The sequence below is a fragment of the Achromobacter sp. genome (assembly GCF_050285565.1).
Taxonomy (GTDB): Bacteria; Pseudomonadota; Gammaproteobacteria; order Burkholderiales; family Burkholderiaceae_B; genus Achromobacter.
This window is the reverse complement of the sequence record NZ_JBLZXG010000001.1, coordinates 252861-265564: the sequence shown is the minus strand read 5'-3', so window position 1 is coordinate 265564 and position 12704 is coordinate 252861. Positions and strand designations below refer to the sequence as shown.

The following is a 12704-nucleotide window of genomic DNA, read 5'->3' as shown; positions in this document are numbered from 1 at the left end:
CCCCGGCCCGCGCGTGCCGGCCCGTGGGACCGGCCGGGCGCCGCCGGCCCGAAGGCCGCGGCGGCGCCGGGCTCAGGGCGCCGAGATTACAGGTCCAGCAACAGACGCTGCGGATCTTCCAGGGCGTCCTTCATGGCGACCAGGCCCAGCACGGCTTCGCGGCCGTCGATGATGCGGTGGTCGTAGGACAGGGCCAGGTAGTTCATCGGGCGGATGACGATCTGGCCGTTTTCGACGACGGCGCGATCCTTCGTGGCGTGCACGCCCAGGATGGCCGATTGCGGCGGGTTGATGATCGGGGTCGACAGCATCGAGCCGAACACGCCGCCGTTGGAGATCGAGAACGTGCCGCCGGTCATCTCTTCGATGCCCAGCTTGCCGTCAGCGGCGCGGCGGCCGAAGTCGGCAATGGTCTTCTCGATGTCGGCGATCGACAGCTGGTCGGCGTTGCGCAGGATCGGCACCACCAGGCCACGCGGGCTGCCGACAGCGATACCGATGTCGAAGTAGCCGTGGTAGATGATGTCCTTGCCGTCGATCGAGGCGTTGATCAGCGGGAACTTCTTCAGCGCGGCCACGGCGGCCTTGACGAAGAACGACATGAAGCCCAGCTTGATGCCGTGTTCCTTCTCGAACTTGTCCTTGTACTTGTTGCGCAGATCGATGACCGCTTGCATGTTCACTTCGTTGAACGTGGTCAGGATCGCGTTTTCCTGTTGCGACTGCAGCAGGCGCTCGGCGATACGGGCGCGCAGGCGGCTCATCGGCACGCGCTGTTCGGGACGGCCGTCCAGCGACAGCGTGGTCGGGGCCGGGGCGGCGGCGGCCTTGGCAGCGGGGGCGCTGGCGTTCAGGGCGTCGCCCTTGGTGACACGGCCGTCACGGCCGGTGCCGGCGACGCTGGCGGCGTCCACGCCCTTTTCGGCGAGGATCTTGGCGGCGGCGGGCGAAGCCACGCCGGCGGCGGCGGTCGAAGCGGGCGCGGCCGGAGCGGCGGCGGCTTGGGCGGCGGCCTTGGGCGCTTCGGCGGCGGGGGCGGTGGCCGCGGTGGCGGCGGCCTTGCCGGCGGTGTCGATACGGGCCAGGACTTCGCCCGAGGTCACGGTGCTGCCATCGCCCTTGACGATTTCAGCCAGCACGCCCGAAGCGGGCGCGGGCACTTCCAGCACGACCTTGTCGGTTTCGACTTCGATCAGGATTTCGTCCGCTTCGACGGCAGCGCCGGGCTGCTTCTTCCAGGTCAGCAGGGTCGCTTCGGAAACGGATTCGGAGAGTTGGGGGACGACGACGTCAGTGATAGCCATTTTGTTTATTCCGTAAAGGGTGTGTTCTGGACCGCGCGGCGCGGGCAAAGTTCGAAACAGGGTTCCGTGACTTTGCCGCGCGCCGCGCGTGCATCGGGTTGGTTACTTGGTCAGCATGGCCTTGAACTTGGGCGCGAAAGCCGCTTCGATGAGCGCCTTTTGCTGCTCCTGGTGCTTGGCCAGGTAGCCCACGGCCGGCGATGCCGACGCGGCGCGGCCGGCATAGCCCAGCTTCTGGCCTTCGACCATGTTCTCGTACACGTGATGCTGAACGTAGAACCACGGGCCCTGGTTCTGCGGCTCGTCCTGGACCCAGATCACTTCGGTTGCCTTCGGGTACTTGCGCAGTTCGGCCTCGAAGGCCTTGTGCGCGAACGGGTACAGCTGCTCGACACGGATGATGGCGACGTTGTCGGCGCCACGTTCACGGCGGGCATTGACCAGATCGTAGTAGACCTTGCCCGAGCAAGCCAGCACGCGCTTGACCTTGGCGGCGTCGATGGCCTCGTCGACCTCGCCGATCACCGGGCGGAAGCTGCCACCGGCCAGTTCGGTCAGGGGCGAGCCGGCGTCCTTGTTGCGCAGCAGCGACTTGGGCGTGAACAGCACCAGCGGCTTGCGGAACGGGCGGATCATCTGGCGGCGCAGCACATGGAAGATCTGCGCGGCCGAGGTCGGCTGGATCACTTGCATGTTGTTGTCGGCGCACAGTTGCAGGAAGCGCTCGATGCGGCCCGACGAGTGCTCGGGACCCTGGCCTTCGTAGCCGTGCGGCAGCATCAGGGTCAGGCCCGACTGGCGGCCCCACTTGGCTTCGCCGGAGCTGATGAACTGGTCGATCACGACTTGCGCGCCGTTGACGAAGTCACCGAACTGGCCTTCCCAGATGGTCAGCGTGTTGGGTTCGGCGCTGGAATAGCCGTATTCGAAGCCCAGCACGGCCTCTTCGGACAGCACCGAGTCGATCACGGTGAACGGGGCCTGGCCTTCCGAGACGTTCTGCAGCGGAATGTAGGTGCCGTCATTCCAGCGTTCGCGGTTCTGGTCGTGCAGCACGGCGTGGCGGTGCGTGAACGTGCCACGGCCCGAGTCCTGGCCGGTGATGCGAATGGCATAGCCCGACGACACCAGGGTGGCGAAGGCGAGGTGTTCGCCCATGCCCCAGTCCAGGTTCATCTCACCCTTGGCCATGGCGCGGCGGTCGTTCAGCAGCTTGGCGACCAGCGGGTGCACCGTGAAGCCTTCCGGCACCGTGGTGATGCGCTCGCCGATGCGCTTGAGCTCGGCCAGCGGCACGGCGGTGTCGGCCTGGTCGGTCCACTTGGCGCCCAGGAACGGCGACCAGTCGATGGCGTACTTGCTCTTGTAGTCGGTCAGCACCGGTTCGATGGTGCGCTGGCCGTCTTCCATGAGCTGGCGGTAGTCCTTGACCAGTTGGTCGGCTTCGCCTTCGGCCAGCACGCCCTGCGTGGTCAGCTTGTCGGCGTACAGCTTGCGCGTGCCGGGGTGGTGGCCGATGCGCTTGTACATCAGGGGCTGCGTCAGCGACGGGGTGTCCTGCTCGTTGTGGCCCAGCTTGCGGAAGCAGACGATGTCCACGACGACGTCGTGGCGGAACTGCAGGCGGTAGTCCAGGGCCAGCTTGGTCACGAACACCACGGCTTCGGGATCGTCGCCGTTGACGTGGAAGACCGGGGCTTCGATCATCTTGACCACGTCGGTGCAATACAGCGTCGAACGCGAGTCGCGCGGGTCGGACGTGGTGAAGCCGATCTGGTTGTTGATGACGATGTGCAGCGTGCCGCCCGTGCCGTAGCCGCGGGTCTGGGCCAGGTTCAGGGTTTCCATCACCACGCCCTGGCCGGCGAAGGCCGCGTCACCGTGCACCAGCACCGGCAGCACTTGCTTGCCTTCGGTGTCGCCGCGGCGTTCCTGGCGGGCGCGCGCGCTGCCTTCGACCACGGGGTTGACGATTTCCAGGTGGGACGGGTTGAACGCCAGCGACAGGTGCACCGGACCGCCACGGGTCGACAGGTCGCTCGAGAAGCCGTTGTGGTACTTCACGTCGCCGTCGGTCAGGCCTTCGGCGTGCTTGCCTTCGAACTCGGCGAACAGGTCGCCGGGCATCTTGCCCATGATGTTCACGAGCAGGTTCAGGCGGCCGCGGTGGGCCATGCCGACCACGATTTCCTGGACGCCGTTTTCACCGGCGTGGTTCACCACTTCGTCCATCGAGGCGATGAAGCTTTCGCCGCCTTCCAGCGAGAAGCGCTTCTGGCCGACGTACTTGGTGTGCAGGAAGCGTTCGAGGCCTTCGGACTCGGTCAGTTGCTGCAGGATGTGGCGCTTTTCTTCGACCGAATAGACGGGCGCGCCCAGCGTGGTTTCCAGGCGTTCCTGGATCCAGCGCTTGGCGGCGGGATCGGAGATGTGCGTGAATTCGGCACCGATGCTGCGGCAGTAGGTGTCGCGCAGCGCCTTCAGGATGTCGCGCAGCGTCATGGTGCTGGCGGTCGTGAAGTAGGTGTTGGTGGCCGAGTAGGTCTGGTCCAGATCGGCTTCGGTCAGGCCGTAGAAGGCCGGATCGAGTTCGGGGATCGGCGGACGTTCCTGGCGCTTGAGCGGATCGAGGTCGGCCCAGCGCGAGCCGAGCGAGCGGTAGGCGGCGATCAGCGATTGCACCGAGACTTGCTTGGAGGCGACGCTCAGGTCGGGCTCGGCGGCGCGTTGCACGAAGGCATTGGCCTTGGCGCGCTGGGCGAACGATTCGACGATGGGCGCGTGAGCCTGGTCGCGGGTGGATTCCTGGCCGTCGGTGGCGGGCGCATGCTGCAACTGGTCGAAGTATTCGCGCCAGTTGTCAGGTACCGAACCGGGGTTGTCGAGATAGGCTTCGTAAAGCTCCTCGACGTAGGGCGCGTTGCCCCCAAACAGGTAAGACGTGGATAGGGATTCTATTTCCGAAGACATAATCGCTTCACCTTTACGAGTGCTTCACTCGATTACGATGCAGGAAAACCTTCCGCGACACGGGCTTCCCGTTTAGCGGATAGCAGGGGCAGAAGGCGCGTACAAGCCTTGAAAGCCGTATGGATGAAAGTATAACCCTTTGAGTTTACGGGCGTCTTCTTGCGATTGCGTGACGCAAAAGCGCAAGCGGAATGGCTTCATGCGGTGTTGGAATGTCCGCGCAACCCCTGCAATTACGCCGTCTACACGCCCGCAAGTTCCGCCAACGAAAAATGCCGCAATGCGGCATTTTTTTTGCCCCGCGCACCGGTTGTTGCGCAATTGCCTCGTCACAGCGGCAGTTCGGTGGTCGACAGGATCTCTTTCAACACGAAAAAAGTGCGGATCTGGCGCACCCCGGGCAGCTTGATGATCTCGCCCGCGTGCAATTTGTTGAAGCGTTCCAGGTCGCGGATGCGCAGCATCAGGAAGTAGTCGAACTCGCCCGCCACCAGATGGCATTCGAGGCAACCGCTGATGCCGCGCGCGGCCGCTTCGAAGTCGGTGAAGGACTCCGGCGTGGAGCGATCCAGCACCACGCCGACGATCACCAGCGTGGCCATCTCGACCTCGGCCGGTTCGAGCAGCGCCACCGTCTTTTTGATGATGCCCTCGGCCTTGAGTTTTTCCACCCGCCGCAGGCAGGCGGCAGGACTGAGATGGACGCGCGCGCTCAGATCCAGGTTGGTGATCTGGGCGTCCTGCTGCAACAGGCGCAGGATCTGGCGGTCGATGCGATCCAGCCCGGCGATGGCGGCCATTCAATGCGTCCCTATAAAATATAATTTGGTTTTTGTTTTTTAATTATCAATATTAATTCTAAAAATAAAATTTCATATGAATTAAAATGGAAAAAACCGAACAAATACGCAATTGACCAAAAATCCAGCGGGTTCCTATGATTTTTCCATCCGCGGCGCCATCCGCCCGGACCTTTCCCCTCAGGAGCCCGCATGGATCTGCAACGCTTTCCCCGCCATCGCCTGACCTTCGGCGACACGCCCATCGAGAAGCTCGAACGCCTCTCCGCCCACTTGGGCGGCAAGGTCGAGATCTACGCCAAGCGCGAGGACTGCAACAGCGGCCTGGCTTTTGGCGGCAACAAGCTGCGCAAACTGGAATACCTGATTCCGCAGGCGCTGGAACAGGGTTGCGACACGCTGGTCACCATCGGCGGCATCCAGTCCAACCACACCCGCATGGTGGCGGCCGTGGCTGCCAAGCTTGGCCTGGCCTGCGTGTTGGTGCAGGAGAATTGGGTGGACTACTCGGACGCCGTGTACGACCGGGTCGGCAACATCATGATGAGCCGGTTGATGGGCGCCGACGTGCGCCTGGTGGATCAAGGCTTCGACATCGGTTTTCGCCGCAGTTGGGAAGAGGCGCTGGAAGACGTGCGCAAGCGCGGCGGCAAGCCCTATGCGATTCCGGCCGGCGCTTCCGACCATGAGCTGGGCGGGCTGGGCTATGTAGGCTTCGCCGAGGAAGTGCGGCGCCAGGAGGCCGACCTGGGCTTCAGGTTCGACTACATCGTGGTCTGCGCCGTCACCGGCAGCACGCAGGCCGGCATGGTGGTGGGCTTTGCCGCCGACAGCCGCGCCGACCGCGTGATCGGCATCGACGCCTCGGCCACGCCCGACCAGACCCGCGCGCAGATCCTGCGCATCGCGCGCCGCACCGCCGACATGGTGGGTTTGCAGCGCCCCATCAGCGACAGCGACGTGGTGCTGGACACGCGCTACGCCTATCCGGCCTATGGCCTGCCCTCGGCCGAGACCAACGAGGCCATCCGCCTGTGCGCGCGGCTCGAAGGAATGATGACCGACCCGGTCTACGAAGGAAAATCGATGCAGGGCATGATGGACATCGTGCGACGCGGGGAGATCCCCGCGGGCTCCCGGGTGCTGTACGCGCATCTCGGGGGGGTGCCGGCGATCAACGCCTACAGCTTTCTCTACCGCAACGGCTGACGGCGGCTACGGCGCCAGCGGCTGGCCCTGCGGCGACCTGCGCTGAGCCGTCCGGCGCGCCGGGCACCTCGAAGGCCCTGCCGGCACACCCGCTGCCGGCAGGGCCTTTTTCTCTAGCGCCGGCCGGGCCGGGCGTATCAGGGTCATTACTAATGATGTACATAAATTGTATACAGAAAGGACGGTTTACCTTATCGTGTCATGCACGATGTCCACGCCCGTCCAGCCATGAGCACCTACGACACCACCCGCCCGTACCCGCGCGACCTGATCGGCTATGGCCGCAACCCGCCGCATGCGCAATGGCCCGGCGGCGCCCGCATCGCGGTGCAGTTCGTGCTCAATTATGAGGAAGGCGGCGAAAACTGCGTGCTGCATGGCGACGCCGGTTCCGAACAGTTCCTGTCGGAAATGTTCAATCCGGCCAGCTATCCCGAGCGCCACCTGAGCATGGAAGGCATCTACGAATACGGCTCGCGCGTGGGCGTCTGGCGCATCCTGCGCGAATTCGAAAAGCGCGGCCTGCCGTTGACGGTGTTCGCCGTCGGCATGGCGCTGCAACGCCACCCGGAACTGGCCGCGGCGCTGGTCGAACTGGATCACGAGATCGCCTGCCACGGCTGGCGCTGGGTGCATTATCAGAACGCGGACGAAGCCACCGAACGCGAGCACATGCGCCTGGGCATGGAGGCCATCACGCAACTGACCGGCGCCCGCCCGCTGGGCTGGTACACCGGCCGCGACAGCCCGCGCACCCGCCGCCTGGTGGCGGACTACGGCGGCTTCGAATACGACAGCGACTACTACGGCGACGATCTGCCCTTCTGGATGCGGGTGCAAAAAAGCGACGGCAGCGTGACGCCGCACCTGATCGTGCCCTACACCCTGGACTGCAACGACATGCGCTTCGCCCTGCCGCAGGGTTATTCGCACGCCGATCCGTTCTTCCAGTATCTGAAGGACAGTTTCGACGCGCTCTACGCCGAAGGCGACGAGGCGCCCAAGATGCTCAGCATCGGCATGCATTGCCGCCTGCTGGGCCGGCCGGGCCGCATCGTCGCGCTGCAACGCTTCCTGGATCACATCGCGCGCCACGACCGCGTCTGGGTCTGCCGCCGGCTGGACATCGCCCGGCACTGGCAGGCGCGCCATCCCTATCAACCCGCTCCCTGAACGGCGCAACCATGGCCCATACCCTCGCCCAATTCAACGACGCCGCGCCGCAAGCCGCGGCCGCCATGCTGGCCGATCTGTATCCGCGCGCGCCCTGGGCCGCGCAACAGGCCGTGCGGGCGCGGCCGATGCACAGCGTGGCCCAACTGCAACTGGCCTTGCAGCGCGCGGTGGACGACGCCGATGCCGCCACGCAATTGGCGTTGCTGCGCGCCCAATCCACCGACCTGCTCGACGCACAGACGGAAGCCGGCGCGCTGGCCGCCGACTATGCCGCGCGCTTCGGCTTTCCCTTCATCCTGTCGCACTACGGCCCGCGCGGCACCGGCCTGCAAGGCGGGCAGGTGATCCAGGCCCTCGAACGCCGCCGTCACAACCCGCCGGACGACGAGCGCCGCGAGGCCCTGCGCCAGTTGCACCGCGACGCCGAAGTGCGGCTGCACGAGCGCTTCGGCGTCGAGCCTGACCTGGGCAATGACATCTGGGACTGGCAGGAAAAACTCAGCGCGCACAGCGACCCCGGCTATGCCGAGAACGGCCAGCTCACCGTCACCTACCTGACCGACGCGCACCGTGCCTGCGCCCAGCGCATCTCGCACTGGATGCGCGATTGCGGCTTCGACGAAGTCGGCATCGACGCGGTCGGCAACGTGGTCGGCCGCTACCACGCGGCCCGCGCCGACGCGCCCATCCTGATGAGCGGCAGCCACTACGATACGGTGCGCAATGCCGGCAAATATGATGGCCGCCTCGGCATCTTCGTGCCGATGGCCTGCGTGCGCGCGCTGCAGCGCCAGGGCCGGCGGCTGCCCTACGCGATCGAAGTGATCGGTTTCTCCGAAGAAGAAGGCCAACGCTATCCGGCCACCTTCCTCGGTTCCGGCGCGCTGATCGGCGACTTCCAGCCGCGCTGGCTGGAACAGAAGGACGCCGACGGCATCAGCATGCGGGAAGCCATGGCGCACGCGGGGCTGTGCATCGACGACATCCCCAAGCTCAAGCGCGACCCGGCCCGCTACCTGGGTTTTGTCGAGGTACATATCGAACAGGGCCCGGTGCTCAACGAAATCGGCCTACCGCTGGGCGTGGTCACCTCCATCAACGGTTGCGTGCGCTATCGGGCGCGGCTCCACGGCACCGCCTGCCACGCCGGCACCACGCCGATGGACCGGCGCCGCGATGCCGCCGTGGCCGCGGCCGAACTGATCGTGTTCGTCGAAGGCCGCGCCGCGCGCGACGGCGACTCGGTCGGCACCGTCGGCATGCTGGAAGTCCCCAACGGTTCGATCAACGTGGTGCCTGGCGAGTGCCGCCTCAGTCTCGACCTGCGCGCGCCCAGTGACGCGCAGCGCGATGCGCTGGCCGCCGACGTGCTGGCCGAGCTGGAAGCGATCTGCCGGCGCCGCGGCTTGCGCTACACGCTCGAGGAAACCATGCGCGCCGCCGCCGCGCCCAGCGCGCCGGCCTGGCAGCAACGCTGGGAACGCGCGGTGCAGGCGTTGGGCGTGCCGGTCCACCGCATGCCCAGCGGCGCCGGCCACGACGCCATGAAGCTGCACGAAATCATGCCCCAGGCCATGCTGTTCGTGCGCGGGCAGAACGCCGGCATCAGCCACAACCCGCTCGAATCCACCACCAACCACGACATGCAGCTGGCCGCACTGGCGATGCAGCGGCTGCTCGACGATCTCGCCAACGAAGCAACGAGCTGAACCATGACCGACTACACCCGACTCGACGCCTGGGTGGATGCCCATTTCGATGAAGAGGTGCGCTTCCTGCAGGAACTGGTGCGCGTGCCCACCGACACGCCGCCGGGCAACAACGCCCCGCATGCGGTGCGCACCGCCGAACTGCTGCGGGGCTTCGGCCTGACGGCCGAGTCCCACCCCGTGCCCGCCGACGAAGTGCGCGCCTACGGCATGGAATCCATCACCAATTTGATCGTGCGCCGCGAGTACGGCGCCGGCGGCCGGCGCATCGCGCTCAATGCCCACGGCGACGTGGTGCCGCCGGGCGATGGCTGGGAACACGATCCCTACGGCGCCGAGATCGTGGACGGCTGCCTCTACGGCCGCGCCGCCGCCGTCAGCAAGAGCGACTTCGCCAGCTTCACCTTCGCGCTGCGCGCCTTGGAGGCGGAGGCCCGGCCGGGCCAGGGCGCGGTTGAGCTGCACTTCACTTACGACGAGGAATTCGGCGGCCTGCTCGGCCCCGGCTGGCTGCTGCGCCAGGGACTGACCAGACCCGACCTGCTGATCGCCGCGGGCTTCAGCTATGAAGTCGTGACGGCGCACAACGGCTGCCTGCAGTTGGAGGTCACGGTGCACGGCAAGATGGCGCACGCCGCCATTCCGGACACCGGCGTGGACGCGCTGCAGGGCGCGGTCGCCATCATGAACGCGCTGTATGCGCAGAACGCGCGCTATCGCGAGATCACCTCTCGGGTCGAGGGCATCAGCCACCCCTACCTGAACATCGGCCGCATCGAGGGTGGCACCAACACCAATGTGGTGCCGGGCAAGGTGGTGTTCAAGCTCGACCGCCGCATGATCCCGGAAGAGAACGCGGCCGAGGTCGAGGCCGACATCCGCCGCATCATCGAAGACGCCGCCGCCTCGCCCGGCATCCGCGTGGAGATCAAGCGCCTGCTGCTGGCCAACGCCATGCGCCCGCTGCCCGGCAACCAGCCGCTGGTCGACGCCATCCGCAAGCACGGCCAGGCACTGTTCGGCGAACCCATCCCCGCCATGGGCACGCCACTCTATACCGACGTGCGCCTGTATGCCGAGGCCGGCATCCCCGGCGTGATCTATGGCGCCGGCCCGCGCACCGTGCTGGAATCCCACGCCAAGCGCAACGACGAGCGCGTCGTGCTGGAAGACCTGCGGCGCGCCACCAAGGTCATCGCCCGCACCCTGGCCGACCTGCTGCAAGCGGCATGAAAAAGGGCATGGCGCCCACGCGCCATGCCCTTTTGATCGATGCGCCGCGGCGCTACGCCAGGCGCATCACCCGGCGCCAGAACAGCGCCGCCACCAGCGCGAACACCGCCAGCCCCAGGAACGAGGCGGCGCGCGCGAATTCCTCGCCCGCGATCGCCAGCGGCGCATCGGTGTCGGCGGCGCCGATGATGGCCGCCATCACCACGCCCACCAGGCTCTCGCCCACGATCAGGCCAGACGCGATCAGCACGCCGCGCCGATTGGCGGCTTCGGCGAACGATTCGTACTCCTTGCCGGCGGCCGCGGCACGGCGGCGCAGCGCCCGTTCCAGCAGCCAGGCCAACAGCGCGCCGACCACGATCGGCGCCGCCACGGTCGGCGGCAGGTAGATGCCGATGCCCACCGCCAGCACCGGGATGCGTGCCACCTTGCAAGTGCGCTTGAGGATTTCGTCCAGCACGATCAGGCCCACGCCCACCGCCATGCCGATCAGGATCATGGTCCAGTTCAACTGGTGGGTGAAGATGCCGCGCGCGATCGCCAGCATCAGCGTGGCCTGCGGCGCCGACAGCGCCTGCGCCGCGTCCATGCCTTCGCGTGGCATGGCGTCGGCGAAGCCGTAGGCGTTGTACAGCAGTTCCAGCACCGGCGAGATCACGGCCGCGCCGACCACGCAGCCGATCAGCAGCGCCACCTGCTGGCGCCAGGGCGTCGCGCCCACCAGCCAGCCGGTCTTCAGGTCCTGCAGGTTGTCGTTCGAGATCGACGCCACCGCCACCACCGCCGAGGTGCTGAAGATGGCCAGCGCGATCGTCATCTGCACGCCGTTCTGCACCGCCAGCAGTTCGCCGCCGAGCGCCAGCATCAGCAGCGACACCAGCACGATGGCAACGATGCCCACGCCCGAGATCGGGCTGGTCGACGAGCCCACCAGGCCGGCCATGTAGCCGCAGGCCGCCGCCACCAGAAAACCGAACACGAAGGCGAACAGCACCGCGTAGGCCACCAGTTTCCAGATGGCCGCGGCCGACAGCGGCGCGTCCGCCAGGAACACCTGGAACGTAATCACCAGCACCGCCACCAGCAACAGCGTGACGACCGAGATCCAGCCGGCCGACAGATCGCGCTCGGTGCGCGGGGCCTTGCCCGCGCGCGCCGCGCCGGCCCGGGTAAGCGCCGAGAACGAGGCCTTGACACCGCGCGCCATGGGCAGAAACAGCGTCGCCAGCGTCCAGATGGCGCCCACGCCGATCACGCCCGCGCCGATAAAGCGCACCTGCGACGACCACAGCCCGGTGGCGAACTTCGCCAGCGACATGCCGGCGGGAATCTCGGCCATCGAGGTCAGGATCGGCACCGCGATGCCCCACGAGATCACCAACCCGGTCAGCATGGCCAGGCCGGCCACGATGCCGATCAGGTAGCCGGCGCCGAGCAGCGCCAGCGAGAATCCCATGGGCAGCCGGAACACCGCGCCGCCCAGTGAGAACCAGCCGCTGACGCTGTCGCCCAGCACCCGCAGGCCGCTGGCCGCGAAGCTGACCGCCGCCGCCACCACGCCGCCGCTGACGATGTCGCCCATGCCCGTGGCGGCCGGCTTGGCCGGCGCCCGGTCAGTCTGCCCGGCCGCATCCTGGGCGCGCTCGGCGCTGCCGACCCGCAGGATCTCGGCCGCCGCCACGCCTTCCGGATACGGCAGGTCGCTCTGCACCACCATGACGTGGCGCAGCGGAATCGTGAACATCACACCCAGCATGCCGCCGGCGGCGCAGATGCCCAGGGTCTGCCAGAACGGAAAGCCCTGCCAGTGGCCCATCATGACCAGGGCGGGCAGGATGAAAATGATGGAAGACAGCGTGCCGGCCGCCGAGGCCTGCGTCTGCACCATGTTGTTTTCGAGGATGTTGGCGTCCTTGAACAGCCGCAACACCGACATGGAAATCACCGCCGCCGGGATCGCCGACGAAAAGGTCAGGCCGACCTTGAGCCCCAGGAATACGTTGGAGGCGGTGAAGATGATGGTGATCACCGCGCCCAGCAGCACGCCGCGGAACGTAAGCTCCGGTAGCGTGACTTCTGCCGGGACGCTGGAGGGTTGAGTCATTGAAGTCTCCCTTTACTGGCCGGGACGCGAGCCCGCCCGGGGGCGGGACGGCCCCGGCCGTCAGGACGTTGCCGCCCTGCTGGTTGCCGGATTGCTTTTTGTGAAGCGCGAATTCTAGCGCCTTGGCGTCCAGCAGGTGGTCACCACAGGTAAGTGGCCTGCGGCGGCACATCCTGCCGCTCATACCAAAATCAGCAAA

The 12704-nt window shown here is 66.6% G+C and carries 8 protein-coding genes; 4 read left to right on the top strand and 4 right to left on the bottom strand.

The window, feature by feature from the left end; translation table 11 throughout:
• Positions 1 to 86: 86 nt before the first annotated feature.
• The 3 genes from odhB to ACN6O8_RS01185 all read right to left on the bottom strand — a co-directional run bounded on the left by odhB (position 87) and on the right by ACN6O8_RS01185 (position 5074).
• On the bottom strand, positions 87 to 1304 hold the full coding sequence (gene odhB / locus ACN6O8_RS01195) for a 2-oxoglutarate dehydrogenase complex dihydrolipoyllysine-residue succinyltransferase (RefSeq protein WP_427989260.1): 1218 nt from the start codon (positions 1302 to 1304) through the stop codon (positions 87 to 89).
• A gap of 102 nt (positions 1305 to 1406) precedes the next feature.
• Positions 1407 to 4274, bottom strand: coding sequence for a 2-oxoglutarate dehydrogenase E1 component (locus tag ACN6O8_RS01190; RefSeq protein ID WP_427989259.1), 2868 nt, complete (start codon positions 4272 to 4274; stop codon positions 1407 to 1409).
• Between the two features lie 329 nt (positions 4275 to 4603).
• Entirely contained in the window at positions 4604 to 5074 is a 471-nt protein-coding gene (locus ACN6O8_RS01185) for an Lrp/AsnC family transcriptional regulator (RefSeq protein ID WP_054486860.1), read from the bottom strand.
• A gap of 192 nt (positions 5075 to 5266) precedes the next feature.
• Here ACN6O8_RS01185 and ACN6O8_RS01180 point away from each other — a divergent pair, with 192 nt between their 5' ends.
• From ACN6O8_RS01180 to ACN6O8_RS01165, 4 genes are all read left to right on the top strand, one after another.
• A complete protein-coding gene (locus ACN6O8_RS01180) occupies positions 5267 to 6283 on the top strand; it encodes a 1-aminocyclopropane-1-carboxylate deaminase (protein ID WP_427989258.1) in 1017 nt (338 codons plus the stop codon).
• A gap of 228 nt (positions 6284 to 6511) precedes the next feature.
• Positions 6512 to 7456, top strand: a complete 945-nt coding sequence (gene puuE / locus ACN6O8_RS01175; RefSeq protein WP_427989257.1) for an allantoinase PuuE — start codon at positions 6512 to 6514, stop codon at positions 7454 to 7456.
• A gap of 11 nt (positions 7457 to 7467) precedes the next feature.
• Entirely contained in the window at positions 7468 to 9168 is a 1701-nt protein-coding gene (locus tag ACN6O8_RS01170) for a hydantoinase/carbamoylase family amidase (protein ID WP_427989256.1), read from the top strand.
• A 3-nt stretch (positions 9169 to 9171) separates the two neighbouring features.
• Positions 9172 to 10401, top strand: a complete 1230-nt coding sequence (locus ACN6O8_RS01165) for a M20 family metallopeptidase (protein ID WP_427989255.1) — start codon at positions 9172 to 9174, stop codon at positions 10399 to 10401.
• A gap of 52 nt (positions 10402 to 10453) precedes the next feature.
• Here the strand turns inward: ACN6O8_RS01165 and ACN6O8_RS01160 are convergent, their stop codons facing one another.
• Entirely contained in the window at positions 10454 to 12505 is a 2052-nt protein-coding gene (locus tag ACN6O8_RS01160) for an OPT family oligopeptide transporter (RefSeq protein WP_427989254.1), read from the bottom strand.
• Between the last annotated feature and the right edge of the window lie 199 nt (positions 12506 to 12704).